This is a genomic window from Bdellovibrio sp. HM001 (genome assembly GCF_055397275.1).
This window is the reverse complement of the sequence record NZ_AP029174.1, coordinates 3,162,499-3,183,347: the sequence shown is the minus strand read 5'-3', so window position 1 is coordinate 3,183,347 and position 20,849 is coordinate 3,162,499. Positions and strand designations below refer to the sequence as shown.

Annotated in this window: 16 protein-coding genes; 7 read left to right on the top strand and 9 right to left on the bottom strand. The window is 48.3% G+C overall.

Features of this window, described 5'->3' with window-relative positions:
• Nucleotides 1–4 precede the first annotated feature (4 nt).
• The gene (locus ACZ5ZZ_RS14940; protein WP_464140100.1) at nt 5–1,078 is read right to left on the bottom strand and encodes an outer membrane beta-barrel protein; all 1,074 of its coding nucleotides are present in this window, start codon (nt 1,076–1,078) and stop codon (nt 5–7) included.
• Nucleotides 1,079–1,327: 249 nt separating this feature from the next.
• Between ACZ5ZZ_RS14940 and ACZ5ZZ_RS14935 the strand changes: the two genes are divergently transcribed.
• Nucleotides 1,328–2,548, top strand: a complete 1,221-nt coding sequence (locus ACZ5ZZ_RS14935; protein ID WP_464132081.1) for a sensor histidine kinase — start codon at nt 1,328–1,330, stop codon at nt 2,546–2,548.
• A gap of 1 nt (nt 2,549) precedes the next feature.
• On the top strand, nt 2,550–3,080 hold the full coding sequence (locus tag ACZ5ZZ_RS14930) for a response regulator transcription factor (RefSeq protein ID WP_464132080.1): 531 nt from the start codon (nt 2,550–2,552) through the stop codon (nt 3,078–3,080).
• Between the two features lie 9 nt (nt 3,081–3,089).
• Here the strand turns inward: ACZ5ZZ_RS14930 and lspA are convergent, their stop codons facing one another.
• From lspA to ACZ5ZZ_RS14905, 5 genes are all read right to left on the bottom strand, one after another.
• On the bottom strand, nt 3,090–3,605 hold the full coding sequence (gene lspA, locus ACZ5ZZ_RS14925) for a signal peptidase II (RefSeq protein ID WP_464118527.1): 516 nt from the start codon (nt 3,603–3,605) through the stop codon (nt 3,090–3,092).
• A gap of 60 nt (nt 3,606–3,665) precedes the next feature.
• On the bottom strand, nt 3,666–4,226 hold the full coding sequence (locus ACZ5ZZ_RS14920) for a hypothetical protein (RefSeq protein ID WP_464132076.1): 561 nt from the start codon (nt 4,224–4,226) through the stop codon (nt 3,666–3,668).
• 327 nt (nt 4,227–4,553) lie between these two features.
• The gene (locus tag ACZ5ZZ_RS14915) at nt 4,554–6,077 is read right to left on the bottom strand and encodes a sigma-54-dependent transcriptional regulator (protein ID WP_464118525.1); all 1,524 of its coding nucleotides are present in this window, start codon (nt 6,075–6,077) and stop codon (nt 4,554–4,556) included.
• Nucleotides 6,070–7,950: a CHASE2 domain-containing protein gene (locus tag ACZ5ZZ_RS14910; protein WP_464140098.1), complete on the bottom strand. Its 1,881-nt coding sequence runs from the start codon at nt 7,948–7,950 to the stop codon at nt 6,070–6,072. The genes ACZ5ZZ_RS14915 and ACZ5ZZ_RS14910 overlap by 8 nt, the downstream gene beginning before the upstream one ends.
• Before the next feature lie 138 nt (nt 7,951–8,088).
• Entirely contained in the window at nt 8,089–9,372 is a 1,284-nt protein-coding gene (locus ACZ5ZZ_RS14905) for a radical SAM protein (RefSeq protein WP_464140096.1), read from the bottom strand.
• A 745-nt stretch (nt 9,373–10,117) separates the two neighbouring features.
• On the opposite strand from ACZ5ZZ_RS14905, the gene ACZ5ZZ_RS14900 reads away from it, so the two are divergent.
• Nucleotides 10,118–11,827, top strand: coding sequence for a sensor histidine kinase (locus ACZ5ZZ_RS14900; protein WP_464140094.1), 1,710 nt, complete (start codon nt 10,118–10,120; stop codon nt 11,825–11,827).
• A 144-nt stretch (nt 11,828–11,971) separates the two neighbouring features.
• On the opposite strand, the gene ACZ5ZZ_RS14895 is transcribed toward ACZ5ZZ_RS14900, so the two are convergent.
• Complete coding sequence (locus tag ACZ5ZZ_RS14895; RefSeq protein ID WP_464140092.1) at nt 11,972–13,942, bottom strand: hypothetical protein; 1,971 nt, start codon at nt 13,940–13,942, stop codon at nt 11,972–11,974.
• Nucleotides 13,943–14,109: 167 nt separating this feature from the next.
• Here ACZ5ZZ_RS14895 and ACZ5ZZ_RS14890 point away from each other — a divergent pair, with 167 nt between their 5' ends.
• Nucleotides 14,110–14,397: a 2Fe-2S iron-sulfur cluster binding domain-containing protein gene (locus ACZ5ZZ_RS14890; RefSeq protein WP_464132067.1), complete on the top strand. Its 288-nt coding sequence runs from the start codon at nt 14,110–14,112 to the stop codon at nt 14,395–14,397.
• Nucleotides 14,398–14,444: 47 nt separating this feature from the next.
• Nucleotides 14,445–15,425: an MBL fold metallo-hydrolase gene (locus ACZ5ZZ_RS14885; RefSeq protein WP_464132066.1), complete on the top strand. Its 981-nt coding sequence runs from the start codon at nt 14,445–14,447 to the stop codon at nt 15,423–15,425.
• 8 nt (nt 15,426–15,433) lie between these two features.
• Here the strand turns inward: ACZ5ZZ_RS14885 and ACZ5ZZ_RS14880 are convergent, their stop codons facing one another.
• Nucleotides 15,434–16,270, bottom strand: a complete 837-nt coding sequence (locus tag ACZ5ZZ_RS14880) for a DUF6279 family lipoprotein (protein WP_464132064.1) — start codon at nt 16,268–16,270, stop codon at nt 15,434–15,436.
• A 129-nt stretch (nt 16,271–16,399) separates the two neighbouring features.
• Nucleotides 16,400–18,688, bottom strand: coding sequence for a transglycosylase domain-containing protein (locus ACZ5ZZ_RS14875; RefSeq protein ID WP_464140090.1), 2,289 nt, complete (start codon nt 18,686–18,688; stop codon nt 16,400–16,402).
• 113 nt (nt 18,689–18,801) lie between these two features.
• Between ACZ5ZZ_RS14875 and ACZ5ZZ_RS14870 the strand changes: the two genes are divergently transcribed.
• Nucleotides 18,802–19,446 (top strand): co-chaperone GroES, encoded by a 645-nt coding sequence (locus tag ACZ5ZZ_RS14870; protein WP_464140089.1) that lies wholly within the window; start codon nt 18,802–18,804, stop codon nt 19,444–19,446.
• A 10-nt stretch (nt 19,447–19,456) separates the two neighbouring features.
• On the top strand, nt 19,457–20,836 hold the full coding sequence (locus tag ACZ5ZZ_RS14865) for a hypothetical protein (protein WP_464140087.1): 1,380 nt from the start codon (nt 19,457–19,459) through the stop codon (nt 20,834–20,836).
• Nucleotides 20,837–20,849 lie beyond the last annotated feature (13 nt).

Below are 20,849 nucleotides of genomic sequence, written 5' to 3'. Positions count from 1 at the left end.
TCCTTTAGAATGAGTGTGCCGGGTGCGCGCCCAGAATGGCAACCCACTGGAGCTCAAGCTTTTGGTTGATGGTGTCGGATTCACCCTGATAAGTCTGATTATCATAAGTATAAGCAACACGTAACAACGAGAATTCACTGTTTTTGAAAGTCAAAGTTGGTACCGCTGCATAGTTTAAGTTGCCCTGTCTGGAGCCATCGCTCAGTGACGTGCGGTTGAGCTCTGAGAATAGGTCCATACGCAGACCCAGGAAGATTCTTTCAGAAAGGGCTGTTTGTGGAAACACATAGGCACCGACTTCTTCCTTGGTCTCATGTCCTGGCCCACTTTGGTTGCGATACCAGATTTCAGATTGAACCAGCAATTGAGTCATCTTGCCTTCTGTCTTCTTAAAAACAAAATCAAGCCCGTAGAGCTGCGTTTTTAGCTCTTCGGCATCGGTTCTGCCAAGATAGTTGGCGCCCCACTGCAAAGCGCCTCTTTCACCCATGTCGACGAAGTTCACAGCATGCAGATAGTGGGTGGGAACGTGTGGTCTTTCGCTTTCCTCGTGACCAGGCTCATCGTGGTGTTCATGAGTTCCAAAGGTGTAGCCGTTGGTCACACCGACGGTGATGTCCCAATAGGCGTCTGTTGGCAATAGGGTTGAAAACTCGGCTCCTGTGTCGGCAACACCCTCTTCTCCAAAGAAGTCCGATTGGACGCGGGGAGCGGAGATAAAGGCCCAGTCATGTCGATGAGTCTGATTCAGTTTGCCAACACCCAGGAAGAATTTTCCCGCGCGGAATCTTGAGTTAGGAATAAGTTTACTGGAGCCCAAATAGGCCTCGTGTACTTCTGCGACGAACTCGCCTTCTTCATTGTGAGCCGCAATGTTCAAAGTGGCATCAAAGGTCGGATCAAGTGGGCCGAAGAAAATCAGTTCAGCCGAGCGGACATCCAATTTGTTTTCAGCAGAATCCTCGAAGTGCAAAGGGGCGACAAGGTCCAGGGCAGCAGCTGACTGCATGTTCTGCAAAACTTGAGAGTGCGCTTGAACAGACGTGAGAAGCGAAAAAACAACTATGAGATATTTCATTCGTGAGCATCCTGTGATGGAAAGATGTTGGTGTTCGATCTTGATTCTGCTTGTAGCATTCTCGCTTTTTAAATGCAAGACATTTGCATTTAGACGTAAGGGTGAAGAGAGACTCAGCTCAGTGTATTTGTAAGTGTTCGAAATAACTGAATATACAAGCAACAGAGGGGGCTTCGGAGAGGGGGCAGCGAATCGTTGCATTTCAGAGTCTGCGGTTGCGGAGCCCGGTGGGCTCGGCTACAAGAAGGCATGCCTGGATTGATTCGTTTTCGCTGGATTGCCATTGTCTGTTTGTTGCTTGGAACCATCCCACTTTTGCAGTGGGGCTATTTGGACAAGCGCCATTTTCCGTACATCATTGCTGTGCTTGTACTGCTGGGAATTTTGAATGTACTGGGGCAGGGCATTTGGCCCAAGAAAGAAGAATACAGTCAAAAGCACGTGTTGGTGCACTTGTGGGTGGATCTGCTGGCGGCGGTGGGACTGCTGTTTGTGAGCGGTTCTGCCAATAATCCGTTTGTCAGTATTCTCTGCATTCATTCATTCCTTGGCGGAATGCTTTTAAGAAAGAAGGCCTCTTACCTGTTCGGGGCTTCTGTTTTGTTTTTGCTTCTTATTTTACAGTACGAAACTTACCTGGATGCGCAAAAGACAGTGGGAGTGGATTTTTCGGAACTGTCGTTGCGGTTTCTATCTCAGTGGGTGTTGATCACGGCTTCGTGGTTTGTCAGTCATTATTTCTCGGCACTTCTGGCTAAGAAAGAGCGTCGCATCCGCCTGCTGCAGGATCGTCAACATCAAGCGGATCGCCTGAAATCGTTAGGCGCACTGACAGCGGGGTTTTCGCACCAGTTGGCAACTCCGATGAATTCCCTGAAACTTCGAATGGAAAGAGGTTTGCGCAAACTGGACACCGATGTGATGTCGGCGCGGGAGGAATTGCAAAAGGCGCAGAGTTCCCTGGATGAGTGTGTAAACGTTTTTCAGCACATGGCTTCTGTCTTTTCCCGCTCATCACAAAGCGAACTGCAGCATGTCGAGTTGCAGACCTTGGTAAAAGATCTGGTGGCGGTCTGGGAAAAAGAGAATCCTGCGGTTAAAGTGGAAGCGTATCTGACGACAGACGCTTTGCCTTGTCGTTTGCAGACGCTGGCATTTTCGCAGACTCTGTTTGATCTTTTGGACAACGCTTTGGAGGCCTCCGCAGCGGAAGCAATCTTGTATGTTCGTCTTTATCAAAGGGATTCCTGGGCGGTGTTAGAGGTGGTCGACAAAGGTTCGGGAATTTCAGAGGAAATTTTGTCGCGATTGGGAGAGCCCTTTGTCACAGGCAAAGAAGCGGGCAACGGATTGGGTATTTATTCCGCGCAGATGATGGCGCAGGCTTCGGGGGGCGATTTCACGATTGCCAATAACACTTCTGGAAAAGGCGTCACGGCGCAAATCCGTCTGCCTTTGGAGGAGAGATAATATGGAACAGCTGCACACGGCGAAAACTATTCTGCTTGTGGAGGACGACAAAGGCCTCCGTGAGGTTCTGACCGAAGAACTGCAAGAGCGCGGTTTTCAGGTCAAGGCCTTTGCTGAAACCCCACAGTGGGCTGAAGTCCCACATCTGGATTGGGCGTTGCTGGATCTGCGTGTGGGCAGTGAAAACGGTTTGGATTTTCTGAAAGAGCTTAAAAGTCGCTTTCCGGAAGTCAAAGTCGTCATGATGAGCGGCTTTGGCAGTGTGGCCTCGGCAGTGAAGGCCATGCAACTGGGCGCACACAACTTTATCGCCAAGCCAGTGACCGTGGAAATGATTCTGCGGGCCTTCTCCGATCAGGGCGGCGACACCGAACTGCCGGAAGAAGAGATCTCGTTGGCGCGCATGGAGCGTGAATATATAGACTATGTTCTGCAAAGCTCTGAGGGCAACATCACTCAGGCTGCCAAGAAGCTGGGACTGCATCGTCAGAGCCTGCAAAGAAAGCTGCGCAAAAACATTCCCCGCAAATAAAAAAGGCGCCTATGTGGCGCCTTCTTCTTTTTCGTTATTATCTTTTTTCTTATTTTCCAGGAACATCAATAACAGCAGAAGTCCCACTCCGCCGACAATGGCCATGTCCGCGATATTAAACGCTGGCCAGCTCCAGCGGTTGTAAAGATGGAAATCCAGGAAGTCGATCACATAGCGGAAGCGCACGCGGTCGATGTAGTTTCCAATCGCGCCACCAAAGATGCTGGAAAGAGCGACGATTTGTTTCGTGTCAGTGTCTTTCACTCCACGCAAGATACCCAGGATGATCACCATAGCAATCGGTGGCATGGATAGGAAGAAGATCTCACGGAATGAAGGATGGCTTTCTGCCAGGAAGCCGAAGGCTGCGCCGAAGTTTCTTACATATGTTAGGTTGAAGAAATTCGGGATGACGATCACGGACTCACCCAGGTGGAAATGTGTATGGACGTACACTTTCACCAGTTGATCCATGGCTACCAAGAAGCCGGAAATAAGCACAAGCCAGATATATTTGTTCTTCATATGGGGGGCAGTATAGCCCAACTCCTGTCGGATATTAAATGATTTCGTAGAGATATAAGTTTACTTCAGAAGGGCCTTGGAACGGCTGTAGCCGACTTTGATCAGCATACGAAGGGCTTCAAGGTCTGAACTCAGATTGAATTCAGCTTTGACTTCCTGAATCATGGCTTTGGAGCCACAATCCAGCAGATCCACCAGATCCTGCGTGTGGGATGTCGTGGTCAGCGTCTTTTCGGTGTAGGACATATGGGTTTGTGTGGCAGGCAAAGACGCCGCAGGCGCCGGTTGAGCGACCGGAGTATGGGGAGTCATGACCGTCTGTTGAGCCGGAGCCATCATTGGCTGTGCCTGAACGGCAGCAGCAGCGGCGGCCGTCATGACAGGTCTGTCGAGCTCGCCCATCATGCCTGCCAGACTTTTCAGCTCATTTTTAAAATTCTGTATGGAAGGTCTTTCCAAAGAATGATCACCGTCGCGAGTGGCTTTCAGATACAAACTGACCAGAATGTCCGGAGTCGTCGCCATCTCCTTGATAGAGCTGTTCTGCACCATAAGCCATTGGTAGGCTTTGAGCATCGTCTCTTTCGTGTATGCCTGTGGTGGCAACGGATTCATGGTCATTAATTAAAAACTCCACGGGTGAGGGAGCCCAAACTACAGAGTTCATAACTTTGAGTCAATGCAGACTCGGCACTATTTCCAAACATTATGTGCTCAAAAAATATGCATCTCTAGATAGGGGGCCTGTCTGCCTATTACAAAACTAGAGGCGACGCAGAAAGGCTCTGTTTCTGAAAAACTTTTTCTTGATTTCAACTTTTTCGTGTTTAACGGAACGCCAATGAGATTCGCCTTTTTCCGGGGTGAATGTGTTTCGCACGAAACCCCATTTGGCAGCCATTGGAAGAAAGAAAACTGCCGAGAGGTCCCGGCAGCTTTTAAGTGAATCTAGTTGGAATAGTCTTTCGCGACAATTCCGTACTTTTCGATCTTACGTAGAAGAGTTTTCTTCGGGATGTTCGCATGCAATGCTGTTTGATTGATGCGACCGCGGAAGGTTTTCAATGCCTTGATGATAAATTCTTTTTCAAAGGCTTCTTTCTGCGCATTGAAATCCAGGTTTTCACCAGAGTACGGCACGATCTCGCCATCTTCCAGATCATCCGCATCCAGACCCATGTCACCATCTTCGTCATCACCCAAGGTCGCATGGGCTTGAGCCACAGAACCAAGACCTGCTGCTGCCACCGTCTGCGCTGTTTCCTGAACAGGCGGGATGTCGATCAGGTTCGTGCCTGTCGCCATCAACAACGCTTCCGGCAAAGAAGCAATCGTGATGATGTTGGTCATCTCCAGAACGAAAGCGTGTTCGATCACGTTTTCAAGTTCACGGATATTTCCGGGCCAGGAATGTTTCTTCAAAACCGCCATCGCATCCGGGGCAATTCCATTGATGCGTTTACCGTGAGCCTGATTGAACTTGCGGATAAAGATGTTCACCATGTGTTCCATGTCGTCCTTACGTTCCGCCAAGGCTGGCAGGAATATAGGTACAACGTTCAGGCGATAGAATAAATCTTCACGGAAAGTGCCCGCTTTGATCATTTCTTCCAACGGACGGTTGGTCGCAGCGATGATGCGAACATTGGTTGGGAATTCACGGTTGGAACCCACGGGAGTGAACAGTTTTTCCTGAAGCACACGCAGGATCTTGACCTGCATCAGTTGTGGCATATCGCCGACTTCATCCAGGAACAGGGTGCCGCCTTCGGCAAACTGGAATTTACCGATTTTGCGTTGATCTGCCCCTGTGAACGAACCTTTTTCGTGACCGAAGAGTTCAGATTCAAACAGATTTTCAGGAATGGCAGAGCAGTTGATGGCAACGAACTTTTCGTCTTTGCGGGCCGAGTTGAAGTGAATCGCTTTGGCAACCAGCTCTTTACCCGTACCGGAAGCCCCTCGGATCAGAACGGGAGTGTCAACCTTAGCCAGACGATGGATAATGTTGAAGACTTTTTGCATTTGCGAAGTGTGACCGATGATTTTTCGGCCTTCTTCAACCATAACAGGGGCGGAGGCTGCGATATTGGAAATCAGGGTGTGTGCATTAACGGCTTTGTCGATCAGGGCAATCAGGTCTTCACCAGCCACCGGTTTTTGCAGATAGTTGAAGGCACCATCTTTAACGGCCTGGATGGCGTCGTTCAGGGTCGCATGCGCCGTCATAATCAGGACAATTGTGCCCGGATCAAGTTCTTTGATCTGGCGAAGGGTTTCCAAACCGTTCATGCGAGGCATGTCCACGTCCAGGATCACCACGTCATACTTCTTGTCGCCAGCTTTGATTTTTTCCATGGCATTGACGCCATCGAAAGCCTCATCAACTTCGAAACGCTGAGTGACCGAAAGTGCGGACTTTACCGAAAGTCTTAAGCCCTGATCATCGTCTACAACCAAAACCTTAAGCATGAGTGCCCCCTTGTTCGATGGGTAGTTCTACCGTAAATGTGGAGCCATTACCATGGGAAGATTCTACAAAAATGCTTCCCCGGTGAAGCTCCGTGAAGTATTTCGCCAGATACAGGCCCAATCCAGACCCTTTGATCGGGGAGGATTTGACGTTTTTGGATCTGAAGAACTTCATAAAGATATTCTGCAATTCATCCTGTGGGATGCCCGGTCCCTGATCGGCCACTTGAACGATGACCTTGGTGTCGGTCTCTTCGCTGCTGACCATGATTTTCGTGTCTTCCGGGCTGTATTTGATGGCGTTTTCAACCAGGTTCGAGAAGACCTGCTTCATCAGTTCAGGGTCCACGGGAACAGGGAACATCGGCTCCAGTTCAGACACGATCTGGATGCGTTTCACTTTTGCAAGGAATTCGTGCTTGCGAATGACTTCCTGAAGCAGGTTGTTGATGTCCTTGCTTTGCAAGTTCAGCTGTACACCCTGGCTTTCTATACGCCCATAGCTCAGAATCGCATTGATAAACTTCAAAAGGTCGTCAGAGGAATGTTTGATCGTGTCGACGGCCTCGCGCTGCTGAGCGCTCAGAGCGACATTGTCAGACAGGATCACGTCCGTCATTCCCTGAATTCGCGCAATCGGCGTTTTCAAGTCATGGGACATCATCGAAATGAAGTTGGTTTTAAGTTCTTCCACCTGGCTGAGCAGTTTATTCTTCTGGTAGTACTCCCAACTGCGGCGGTTTTCGACGATCAGGCGATAGGGGATGAAGAAGTAGTAGCAGAGGAAGATAGTTAGAAGAGGGGCCGCCATAGGAAGCCACAGTCCCAGTGTCCAGAAAACAAGAGCTGAGATAATAATAAATCCAGTTAGGGTGGCGCCCAACACCAGAAGACCTCTTGTGGGCTTCATAGTTAGAACAACCTGGGTTGTTAGAACCGAAGCAATAAGAATGAAAAGCCAACTGATGTACTTGGAGACTTTAATGGGACCTGAATTCTTAATCAGGGTGTCGATAATATTGGCCTGCATTTCAATGCGGGTCATGGCCATGACGTCACGACTGAACGGAGTAGTGATATACTCGGCCTCACTTAGGCCAAGGTCAGTTCCGATGAGTACGATCTTGTCTTTGAAACGGGAAAGATCCACCTGCCCGTTGCGAATAGCTTCGAAGGAAGTCGAAGGATAAGATTTTGCCGCATGGAAATCGATATAAGCTTGGTCAGTTCCGTAGAAGTCAAATAGCCCTCTGAGGTTTGCAATGTCAGCGGCTGCCGGTGTTACAAGGGCCGCCAGCCTGACTGGTAGCATGGTCTGATCTTGATAAGTCAGAATCATACGTCTGGTAACGCCGTCTTTGGCGAAATTTACCAGATCAGTTGTCTTCGGTGCTGGGACAATGGTCACCTTTTCCAGCGGATCTTGCAGGAACAGTTGATCCTCTTCGCCTTTCATAGGTGTGGTGCGGCCAGCCACATAGGTGTTTGGAGTAGAGATAATTGCGCTTTCCCAAGAGTTCTTTTCATCGACGCTTCCGGGTGTTTCGTCGAAGTTAAAGTCATAGGCAATGGCTTTGGCTTGATGGGAGGCCAGCGCCTGTAAAAGAGCTGTTTGTTCTTTGGCCGACGGGAAGCCTTTGTAAAGCTGAACCGTCTGAGGAGTGATATAAATCAGTTCAATATTTCCAGAGGTCGTGCTGCCAATCTTGGTGCGAACACGGAGGTCGTATAGGTAAGACTCGAGATAGTCTAAATTAGTTTGAGCAATGAAAAATGAAATCCCTACCGCGAAGAGCATTCGCAGCACAAGAGCTTTAACGGAACTCTTAGCCGGAGTTCCTGATTTCTCTTCAGAGGAGGGGGGAAGAGTCATGTTAGCCTATCTGTTAGCGAATTGGGATGCAGCCTTCGCCAACACCACCAGTTCCAGGCCCCGCTTTTGGATTTGTGTTTGGTTTGGGCTTTTGAGGTTTGATTTTTTTGATGTGAGTTTGCTGTTCCATATCGTCCTCTAGCAGGATGCCCTGCTTAATTTATAATACATAAAAGTAGTTCCAAGCAAGCTGCGGGTGCGGTAGCAGAAGTGACCGTCCTTTTGATGCTTGTTACCAGTGCTCTTCTTGTGAATGAACATGCAGCCGCCACCGCACATAAATCGTGCCCAGCAGTTTTGGCAGTTGTTCTTTTCAATCAAGGGAGCGTTTTCATTTTCCATTCGGGCGAAATCCACATTAGTGTTTTCGCCCACTTGTTCGTCTTTATTCCCGACTTCCCAAGGGCATGTGTACAAGTTGTTCTTTGCATCCATAACTAGGAAGGATTTCCCGGAACCGCAGAAGTTCTCAGTCTGTTGCTGGGTATCAAGCGCGTTGAAGTATTGATTGAAGATATTAATCTTACGCAACTCAGACTCACCACCCAAAGCGTATGCTTTGGAGGCAATAGTGTTCATTTGATCGACATAAAGCCTATTGGTTGCGTCGTCGCTTTCTTCAACAGAATATGTGAACTCATAACGATCTGCGTTCAGTGTTTGGAAGAACTCATAGGCCTTTTCGATTTGCATGTTTTCGCGATTAAAGACGCCGTGCAGAGTTAAGTTGCCTAATTCGCTTCTGAACTTTTCTAAGAGTCTAAATCCCTCAACTACCGATGCAGTACTGCCGACACCCGTTCTGGTTGGGCGAGTTTTATCGTTGATCTCTGCGGGGCCATCAAGGCTTACCGTAATATTGGCTTTCAGATTTCTTAGAATATTCAAGTTCGTTTCGTTGAACAGAGTTCCATTTGTCACGATGGAAAAGCGACTTGTAATATCTCGGCCCGCTGTCATCAGACGAACATAGTTGCCGATTTCCTGAATCCCTTCTGGATATAGCAGAGGCTCGCCCCCTAGGAACGTGATATTAAAGCTGCCGCCCGCAGGGACACGCTCCAGGAAGAGCTTTAGCTGAGGTAGGGTTTTCTCGACATTAATTTTTGTTTGTGGGGAACCATAAGTGCCATCTCCACCCGCTGCGCAGTAGGTGCACTTTAGATTACAGATTTGTGTCACATTGATTGTAAGGCTGCGAATGCCCACAGACAGTTTGCCCGTCTTTACTTCAGGATTACATTCACTTTCCCAGGTTGTGAGAGCCTCGAATGCTGCAGACAGACTTGGCTCCGCCAAAGACATTTCGTTCCAAGTGTCTTCGGAGATTTCGGCGACTTCAAGGTTTCGGGCATGGAAAGCCAAGGGGGAGCCTTGTCCCCATTTGAATGCCACAATGTCCTTGTATCGTCTTTGTTCCATAATCAACGGACTAGCTGCAATAAGCGTTCCATATTGAGACAGCAGGGCTGAAACAATATTTCTAGTAATTACATGTATTTACATCGACTGAGGGTGGTGTAAATTTGGTCGCCCCAGGGGGATGCTGGGGGCAAAAGGAAACTATTTCAGAGATGTCTATTTGGTGTCTAGAGGCCTTAATCCCCTCCCTCAAAGATCCGATAGATCCTAAGTGAAGAATACGTCACTTTTTTACCACCTTTTGCGTCGCCTGACCGTTGCGGGCGGCATTGCGCTGCTCTCCATCATAGGTGCCATTGTCTTGTTAAGTATCAAAATGGACTACCTCGATCACCTAAACTTAGACCTGAACGGATATTTGACGGCGCCGGAATACCCATTCAAAGGTGATGTGGCTGAAGTCTCTCTGTCCTATCTCAAGAGAGGGCACAACGGGGATGAGGGGTTGGATATCAAAGATGTTGTGTCTGCCCTGCAGGCTATCGCAAACGAAAAGCCCAAAGCTATTGTTCTGGCTCTTGGAACTCCAGAGATGAAAGGGGACAGTCAGGCTAAAGAACTGTTTCTAAAAGAGAGTGAGAAGATTCCAAACCTCTTTTACTATTCGAGATGGGGCCAGTCCTCAGGTGGCGCCTTCAATAACACAGATCCATACATCACCTTCAGTCGTCACATCGGGAACAAGTATGCCATCGATACCAAATTGGGGGGACAGGACAATAAGAGCCGCCGTTTGGTTCTTAGCATGAACGGTGTTGACTATGATGATGAACTTGCGCGTTTTGCAGAAGTCATGGGGTTGCGCCTGCCGGAGTTAAAACAAATGCCGGGGGCGTTTAAACTTTTTAACTCTATTCAGGTTTACTTTAGATTCTATTCCGAGACTTCCGTTAGAGACCTGACTGTTCCAGTAGAAAGTCTGTCAAAGGTGAAAGATAAAATTGTTTTTGTTGGCACGAGCGACGCTCATTCTTCTTATTTGGGTATTCACCCTTTTAGTAGATTTGAGATATTTTCTGATCAGACAACAGAGCACTATTTTTCGGAATCCTCCTATCTTTTGACCGTGTATGCAAATTTGAAAGCGGTTTCTTACATCAAACATCCTGGAGCCGTTATGAACCATGCGTGGCTTGCACTTGTGCTGCTTGTGCAACTCATTCTTTTGGTGCGTTGGTCCGAAAGACCTCTTATTTATCTTTGTGCATCTTTTGGTGCTTTAGCAGTGGTTTGGATTATTGGAGTTGTGTCATTTGCGTGGTTCAGTGTTGTTCTGGATTTTGCCAGAGCAGCCTTGGGCACCATACTTATTCAATACATTGGAGTTCCGGTCCTGTTCTTGAAGTTTTTGCGCAAGTCAGATCACATGAAGATTGAGCAGAATCGCTATCTTGAACAACAGAAAGTGAAGAATAGATTTGTACTGAAGGCGGCGAGGGCTGATGCGAGTTTGAAGATCGCTGCCAAGATTTCTCATGACATTCGAAGTCCATTGATGGCGCTTCAAATGGCGACCCGTCTGGTAAAGGGGCAAGTGGCTGAAGACTTGGAAGAATTGCTTCGCGAGTCGACTTTGCGCTTGCAAGGTATCGCAGACAGTGCGCTTCATTCCTATAAGGAAATTTCCTCAAATGCCGGAGGACCTTCGGACCTAGCCTTGGCCTCAAAAGAATTGGTGGAGGCGTTTAGGAAACTTCATCCGCAGTGCCAATTTGAAATTAATTTTGATGGGGATCTAAATTGCATTGTTCCTAAGTACTCCCTTCAAAGATGTCTTTCGAATCTGATTGTTAATGCGATTGAAGCCCCGGCCGTCGCTGGACGGACCAGAGCTATCCAGGTGCATGGAAAAGCAGGTGTTGAGTCAGTAGATGTCGTGGTTAAAGATAACGGACCTGGAATATCTGATGAGATAGCCGCGCGATTGTTTCAGGAGGGGGCAACTTACGGCAAACGATCTGGAACGGGCCTTGGTCTTTATCAGGTTAAAGAAGAGCTAAGTGCCTATGGTGCCACCGTCATTTGTTCTAGTTCTTCTGAAGGTGCTGTCTTTGAGATTTCGATACCACGACAAGCCCCATTGGTGACCTTGCAAACTTCCAAAAACGTTCTGGTCTTTGAAGACGGTGGAGATCTATATCGTCATTTGGTCAGCTCAGGGAGAGAGCAAATTAATTTCATAGTTTGCCAGAGTTTGAAAGAAGCTGAAAGGCACCTTGACAGGATCATGCTGGAGCCCCAGGAGTGGACCGTGTTTATTGATTTGGCAATTAACTCAGAAGATGAAACCGGATTGGATTTATTGGAAAAAATTGATTCCTATGGAGCGGTGAAAACTATTTTGTTTACCTCTCTGAATGATTTCCACGAAATGAAGAATCTTTTGGATAGGCATAGAGTCATTTGTATAAGTAAAAGTCGGTTGCCTTATATTCGTTTTGTCTTGAAAGAATGAGTTTCCACTAATTAGCAGGCGAACTGAGATGGTCTTTGATTGAATTCATCGATCAAAGTCCGTAATAAGGATTGAATAGCGCTCGATCATCTTTTTAAACCAAAAAAAACCCGACATCTTCTGTCGGGTTTTTAGCTTCTTTGACTACATCAGCGGGGCTGGTTTTGTGTGAGTGCGGAACTCACCATTTTCATCAGCATACAGGCGCAGGTCGAAGCTGCGGTTGTGGATGATGTTTTGGATATACATCAAAGAGCGGTATAGCTTTTCTTCAGCGAAGGAACCGAAACCATATTGGATCGGAGTTACGCCCTTGGCAGAAAGAATCATCTCGTAACGCAGAAGCTGGTGCTGAGACGCCTCCGGAATCAAAGACATCAGGAAGCCGATGCCGCGCTCTCTCCAGATGCCCATTTCCTGAAGGTCATCAAAGGCCTCAAAGCGTTTTTCAACACTCGTCTTAGGATCAACAATCACCGCCAGGCGTGCGCCCACACGGCGGATGTCACCAGTGAATGCCGCCACCCAGTTGGCAATAGAGCCCTTAGGGATGATAGCGCGGATGGACGGGCCAGAGCGCGGACGGGTCTTGCTGGCGATGTATTTTTCAAAGCGTACAGACAGGGCTTCCTTGCTCAGATTCGGAAGCATGCTCAGTGCCTCAGGGTTGAAGAAGACTTCCTGCTTGAAGTATCCATTTACGATCTTGCCGTTGGCAAAAGACCAGTTGTTCCATGGAATCTTGTTGAATTCCTTGTCGCCGATGGTCTCTTGCACGATTTTTTGAATTTCGCGGAAGTCGTGTTTGGAAACATCACGCATTTTCATTTCGTTGCTTGAAGTCAGGGTCACAAATCGAGCCGGTGCCCATTTGCTGTCCGCAGTGAAAAGAAGATTGGATGTATTCAGTGTCTGTTCGCCGAACAAACCGAACAGGATCTTGCTCTTTTTGAATTTAGAGAAAGTGTCCAGAAGGAAGTATTGCTGCTGATCGTATTTGTCGAAGGAAAGAACTTTGTTTTCCCCGTAAGCACGGCCAGCTTCAAATTTCAACAGGCTCAGGCTGAACTTGGTCTTGGCATCACGATACATCCCTTCAGAAGAACCTTTGAAGATGCGATCAATGCGGCGCTGTTGTGCAGGAATGGTAGAGTCTTCCAAAGCAATCTGCTCAACGTCGGAAAGGTCTGCCAGAAGTTGATTCTGCAGGTCTGTGCGGGAAGCCAGCGGATTCAGGATCTTCACGTCCTTGAACATAACTTTGTTTTGCAGCAGGCTGTCGTAGGCTTGTGCGGCCTGAGGGTTGTTGAGATCAAACACGTAGTCGAGCATGATCACGTCGTTTTTACCCAGGCCTGTGGAGGCCTTTAGGGGAGTGAAGCTCAGCCATTTTTCCAGGCGGTTATCCAGAACGCTGATACCCAGAACTTCAAAGTCCTCGATTTCAACACCGGCGTTGGCCCCAACACCCTCACCGCGTACGGCGATCAGTTTCACGCGCATTTTGTTGTCGGCCATACGGAACATATGAACCATGAAGTTGCCAGACAAGTAAGCGTGAGTAGATGCACCCGCTTCAAAGGTCCCTTTTAGAGTGTCGTAACCCAAAGACAGAACCAGGCTTAACTTTCCTTCAAAAGCCACGAAATCGCCCGGAACCAGACGAGTGATGGCTTTTTCTGCTGTCAGGGGCAGATTTCTCATGGTGTAAGGAAGGGACAAAAGGGAGTCTTTCTGGGACTTGAACTGGCGGGCGAAGATGATTTCAGTGCCCTTATCAATGCCAAAGCTAATGGGGCTATCCATGTCGTTGATCAGATCGCCGACATTCACACCCATATTCATCATGTATTTATCAATACGCGTGTAGTAGCCGTCCACATAAGAGGGTTCGGATTCAATTTTATAGCGAAGAGAAGTGGAAATACCGTCAATGATGTCAGCATTTACCAAAGTCAAAGAACCGCCGATTTCTTGTTTGGCGACTTCTTTTTTGATTTTTTCCCAGGCATTGGCAGGTTTTAGAACTTCCCAGCCCGCAGAAGCAGGAACTGAGGTCAGAATAGAAACTCCTGCGGCCAAGATAGCCGTCAGGAAACTTTTTTTGAGCATCATAAGCTCTCCTTTTACATCCATGAACGAAACCGCAACGACTGTTCGATAAAAAATGCGTTACAGTTCGGCAAGACAGATAATAAAGATTCCCATAAAACACAAAGCAAAAACTCTACATCAGGGGGTTTTGCCTAAATTATGCCCAGCACTAGAAAGGGATTGTCCTCATGTCAGGGGGGTGCTGTGATATTTACATGAAGATTACATATATAATCGGGAAAAAAGAGATAGAAGTCGAAGGGGAGACTGGACGCAGTCTTTTAGACATTGCACTGATGAACCAGTTGAACGCCCCATATTCCTGCCTAGAGGGGCACTGTGGAACCTGTGAGGCGGTCATTGAGACGGGCTCAACAACAGAAGACCACGAGGGAAGTCGAGTTGTTCGCACCTGTCAGGCCCAACCATCGTCTGATTGGGTGATAGTGAATTACGACAAAAGCCCGACCAGATAATATGTATTTGATTCGTGTTTCTAAACAGTTCATCCTGTTAACCATATATGTCTCTCACGATTAAATTTTGGGGCGTACGAGGTTCATTACCTTCCGCTCCTCCACCGACGGATTGGACGTACCATGTAGAAGGAGTTCTAAGGAACTTCTTCTCTGCCGGCTATCGTGACCCGTCCCAGATTTCCCGTTACATTCAAAGCCTTGAAGTCCCTAACGTCGGAGGCTATGGAGCTGCCACAACGTGCGTGGAAATCCAAAGTGCCAAAGGGCAGATTATTTTGGATGGGGGCAGCGGAATCCGCAATCTCAGTGAGCGCATTATGACCGGCACAACCGGCCGGGCCAAAGGACCTTTTCATATCTTCATGACCCACTTCCATTGGGATCATGTGATCGGCCTGCCGTTCTTTACTCCACATTTTATTCCTGGTTGCGAGGTGCATTACTATGCTGTGCAGCCGGAACTGGAAAAGCTGATTCGTGGGATCTTCTGTCGTCCGTACTTCCCTGTGCCGTTTGAGGCTTTAAAGGCCAAGATCTTCTTCCATGTGATGGAGCCGCGCAAGCCCGTGCAGTTGGAGGATATGACTTTAACTCCTTATAAGCTGGATCATCCGGATCCGTGCTGGGGGTTGAAGGTCGAGTCTGGTGGAAAGGCCTATGCTCACTGCGTGGATACGGAGGGGACCCGTATTACTCGTGAGGAGCTGGGTGAGGATTTACCGCTTTATCAGAATGTCGATTTGATGTACTTCGATGCTCAGTACACTCTTCCCGAGCTGGCGGAGAAGGCCAACTGGGGGCACAGTGCGGCTCAGGTGGGACTTGATATTGCCCTTCGTGAAGGCATTCAGAAGGTGTTGTTCGCGCATCATGATCCGGGGGCACGGATTGAGCATGTCATGGAATTAAAGCGTCAGACCCGGGAATACTACGAATCCCGGCAGCGGTTTGCTTCTGCCAATAAAGGTGTTTTGCCTGAAGTGGATTGGGATTTTGCCTACGAAGGATTCGAGATCAAAATCTAAGGCGGGCGTTAACCCGCGTTGGCGATACGCTCCAGCTGAGCGGTTTTTTCATTCAAACTTTCAATCAGGTTTCTTTTCTGTTGTTCGGTCAGGGTGACCATCACTTCTATCACCAGCTTCTTTAGCTGATTTTGATAATTCTGATAGGCGTTCTGGTATTCGGGCAAATTCAGGGCTGTCGGATCATTGTAGTATTGCTTCAGGAACTGGCGACGGGCTTCAGCCGTCTTGTTGCCCTGAAGGTACAGCGAGATGATGTGAGCCTTGTTGCGCGCCTTGAGTTCTCCGGGGAATGGGGCCTCGGTTAAATGGGCGTCGATCAGGGCCTGCTGATCTTTGTTGAGTGAGCCCAGAAACATCTCGAAGTATTCCAGATATTTTTCGCGCATGTCCTTGCGGTACTGAGTGGTTTTTTGAAACCTCTCAAAATCCTCCCGTGTTTTTTTCTGGAAGGCTTTGGCAAAGTATTCCAGTTGGTCGTTTTGGGTGTTCGAAATAAAGACATTGGCGGTGTCTGAGAACCGGCCATTGATATGCTCGATGTCTTTCATGAACAAATCGAAATAAAACTGAGTGCGTTCGGGATTCAGATTCCCTGTTTTCATCTCGGATTGAATGCTGCGAAAGCGGGCGACCCACTGAGGGATCAGGTCCGATTTGAGGTCCTTCAGATCTTTCTTGAGGCCGTCCTTTAAAGAGGCGCTTTGCTTGGAGGAAATGTCAAAGTAGTCGTCGACCTTGGAGGCGATGTAGGTGTCAGCCCAGCGGAAAGCCAGGCCCAGTTGGTTGCAACCGGTTAAGCCCAGAAATCCAAGGCATAAAACAGCAGCCAGCACTCTGTTCATGAAATGTTTTTGCTTGCGAGTTCTTCAGACGGCGTAAAATCAAGATGGGGGACCCGGTTTTTGTAAACTCCTTCCTAAGAGCGTATCAGAGGAAGGAGTTGAATCCGGGCGAAAAAAAGAAACTTCCGTTCAAAGGTCCGGAGCTTTGGCTTTGTCAAAAATGAGTTCCACTTGTGTCGGGTCGCCTTCCTTGTAGGCGTTCAGGGACTCCAGAGTTTGTTGATCCAGCACTACTTTTTCGGTGTTTTCCGGCCAAGGGAAGTCATCGGCAGGGAAGCGTGTCCCCATTTTTTTCATAAACTGAGTCCACACGGGCACGGCGCCGTTGGAGCCCGTCAACTTATGCGGCAGATTGTTGTCATAACCCACCCACACCACGGTGGTGATGTAAGGTGTAAAGCCCGCAAACCACGCATCTTTGTTGTCACTGGTTGTTCCGGTTTTACCTGCGGCGGGATTGAAGAAGCCATTCAAAGTGATGGAACGGGCGGTTCCGGACAAAATGGTTTGTTTCATCATACTGACCAGACTTGCCACCGCTGCAGGATCAACTGTTGGTGTCGGACGCGGGTTGTGGACATAGACTTCCTGACCATCAGAATTCAGCGCCCTGCGAATGAAGGACAGGGCGGGTTTTTGCCCCATGGCCGCCAGACTCATATAGCTTTGCAGAACTTCCCGGGGATACATTTCAAAGGCCCCTAATGTCATGGCCGGGAAGGATTTCAGCTCGGAGGTCACCCCCATGGTGTGGGTTACATCAATGATATTTCCAAGCCCCACCGCCAAACCCAGGGACGATGTTGCAGCATTCAGCGAGTTTTTCAAAGCATAGAACATCGGAACCGAGCCAAAATATTTTTTGCCGTAGTTATCTGGCGACCAAGCTTGCCCTTCGTATTTGTATGTGAACTTTTCGTCGTTCAGCAAAGTGATGGGAGTATAGGGTTGATCCGTTTCGGGGTTGTTGTTTATCAGGGCCGTCAGGTAAACGAACGGTTTCATGATGGAGCCAATCTGACGATGTCCATCAATGGCGCGGTTGAACTGAGTCATGCGGAAGTTACGCCCTCCGACGACGACACTGACCAGACCCGTCTTGTTGTTGCCAACCAGCACACTGCCTTCCAGGATGTTGCCCTTGGCTTTCAAGCCAGCGATGTGTTTGTTGGACTTTTCAAGATTTTCCAGGTGATTGCGCAAAGAGTCCTGTGCGACCTCTTGAGCCTCCAGATCCAAAGCGGTGTAAATTTTTAGTCCGTCGGGATTCATGCCTTGGCTGGCCAGTTGTTTGCGAACAGCATCAAGATAGTAAGGGGCGGTTTCAGAGGCCGTGCTTCGTGGGGCCCCCGGCAAAGGTTGGCGATCGGCTTCGTTGAACTGTTCTTCGGAAATGTATCCATAGCCTTTCATTTTATCCAAAACCAGATGGCGCCGGCGTTCCGCATTGACCGGTTTTTTGAACGGGTTGTAAAGGCCCGGACTGTTGACGATAGCCGCCATCAGTGCGCACTCACTGATGTTAAGATCTGTCAGTTCTTTGCCAAAATAATAACGTGCAGCCGCGCCGTAACCACGAACCTGGAAGGCGCCATTTTGTCCCAAATAGATGATGTTCAGGTAGGTTTCCAGAATCTGGTCTTTACTGAAGCGAGACTCCAGCAAAATGGACATGATGAATTCCTGATATTTTCTTTTTAAAGTACGTTCGCTGGTCAGGAAGTAGTTTTTCACAAGCTGTTGGGTGATGGTGCTGCCACCTTGAGCTTTTCGACCGGTGGTGATGTTTTTTACCAAAGCGCGGAAGATGCCTTTGATGCTGACTCCTCCGTGTTCTAGGAATTGCGCATCTTCGATGGACATGATCGCATTTGAGCACATGGGGGGAACTTCCCCCAGGCTGACGGTCTTCTGCATCAAGGGTTCGTTGCCGATATATTGAGCAAGCAGTGGGGCTTCGCTGAATGCCTCGTGAACCTCCACAAAGGGGGCACCTTTGTAGATTCGAGAAATCAGGCGGTCCTTCTGAATGACCAGAACCTGCAAGGAGCTGTCACTGTTTTGCGTCGGTGTGTCTTGAGTCACCCAACCAATACAGGCCTCTTGGTTTTCATCAAGGCCGACTTGCAGGCGGGCTGCGCACTGTTCGCGATCGGCAATAAAGTAATCCCCCGGCAGAATCCGCTGATCAAAATCTCGACGGCGGTAGTTCTGACGCAAAAGTTGTTTTTCGACGTCGTTAATTTGAATCAGACTTTGTGTTTGAAAAGTCGGCGGAGCTGCATAGAACTCGGTCGGCACAATGAACTTCTTGGACTCCAATTTGGAGACAAGTTCCTTTTCCAGAGCAAAGTAGGAATAGACACCAACCCCAAGCCCGCTGATGATTACAAGCGTCAGAAGGATTGTAAAAGCCAATAAAATAGTCTTTAATCGTGGTCGCAACATAGATAACAGCGTAGTACGAAACTCACTTGCTGAACAACCTTTGAAATGTTTTTCATTAAGTTGCCTTTGTGAAAGGATTGTTTGTGGCTAAGAAGAAATCTTCTGCAAAAAAAGCCAATGTAAAAAAGGCCGTTAAAAAGACGCCTTCCCAAAAAGCTCTTGTAAAAAAATCATCCGCAACCAAGAAAGCGGCGCCTAAAAAGGTGGCTGTGAAAAAGTCCGTCACCAAAAAAACGGTCGCTAAAAAGCCGGTGAAAAAAGCCGTGGTGAAGAAGGCAGCAGTCAAGAAGGCTGCTCCAAAGAAAGTTGCGGCGAAAAAAGCTCCTGTAAAAAAAGCGGTAGCGAAGAAGTCTGTGGCACCGAAAGCGGTGGCTATGCCGACAGCTCATTTGCTCAAAAACACAGCCCCGGCAAAGAAGTTGGATCTTAGCAACTTTGTGACTCCGTTGGATGATCGTCTGATTGTTCAGGTTTCTGGTGCGGAAAAGATGACTGCGGGCGGATTGTACATCCCTGACACGGTGGCGGACACCTCCGGCAACCTGCAAGGTTATGTCGTTGCGGCTGGACGTGGTCACATCAACAAAAAGGGCCATTTGCGTCCGATGGATGTTCAGGTGGGCGACAAAGTCGTTTTCTCTGAATATGCCGGTACTAAAATCAAAATTCAAAACGAAGACCTCATCATCCTGCGCGAAGGCGACGTGATGGGCGTTGTCTCTAAGTAAAGGAATGAAAATGTTGAACAAGAATCTTCTGAAAGCATTGGGTCTTTCTGTGGCGCTTTTGTCCCCAGCGGCTCATGCGATGTCTTTGGACTGGAGCGGCGGCTACCGTTTTGAATGGACAGAGGTGGATCGTCCGTCCTTGGGGACTCCGACAGAAAGAAAAGCCTACGGTACCAACTATCTTTACCTGAGTCCGAAAGTAATCGCGGCGGATGGTGTGAATGTTGTTTCCCGCTTCGATATTTTGAACAGTCAGGCTTATCCAAATTCTCAATTGGGTGATATCTGGGGTTTGAACTCAGGCGCGCCTGCCAACTCTAACAACCAGGGCTCTGCGGATGTGAAGGTCAGTCAGTTGTATTTGACTGTGAACCAGGAATACGGCGCACTGATCGTGGGTCGTTCGCCGTTTGATTTCGGTTTGGGCATGACCTACAGCTCTGGCAAGGGCATGTTTGATCACTGGTACGACACTCGCGACGTGGTTGCTTACAAAATTGTCGTGGGTGACTGGTTCTTTATGCCATCTGTTGGACGTAAGCAGTCCACAGGTTTTGGTCAGGGTGGATCTGTTACGACCATGGGTTTCCAGCTTCAGTATGAAAGCGAAGAAAACAAGTCTCTTCTTGGTATCTATCAGGAAACAACCAAGGGTGTGAAAGAGGCACTGAACTATTCTGCGGATCAAATTGCTGCTTATGGTGGCGACAGTGTTAATTCCAACATGAACGTACAAAGAACCAACTTCGTCTTGGGTCGTGGTTTTGACTCCTTCGACTTCAAATTCGAAGCGGGTTTCCAATCCGGCGAAACAGGTGTGACAACTGGCACGAAAGACATCGGTTTGAACGGTTATGGGTTGGCGATGGAATTCAATGTTCCGGCAAAAGAATCCAAATGGGACTACAGAGTTCGTTTGGGTATGGCAACAGGGAATGACTCTTCCAATGACTTTGGTGGATATGCTTTCAACCGCAACTATGACGTGGCAATGCTTCTTTTCAACCAACGTTTGGGGCAAAAAGACTTCCTGAACACCAATGTGGTTAAAGATGGCACAATGAGCATTGGGAATTCTGCGGATGATGAATCTATCAGCAACACGATGTACTTGGCTCCGTCCGTGAACTATGCTTGGTCCGAAAGAATCGATCTTCGTAACACTTTGGTGTATGCACAATTGATGCAAACCCAAAATTCTTCTGTTGATTCTTCAAAAGATCTGGGCCTAGAATGGGATATCGACGTGGTTTACAAACACAGTGATCGTATCCAGTGGGTGAATCAGGTCGGATTGTTGTTCCCAGGCGAAGCTTGGAAGAACGGCAATGACAACCTGGAAAACGGGTTTACATTTGGATTTGCATCTAAAGCCGCCATCAGCTTTTGATTACAGCATGATT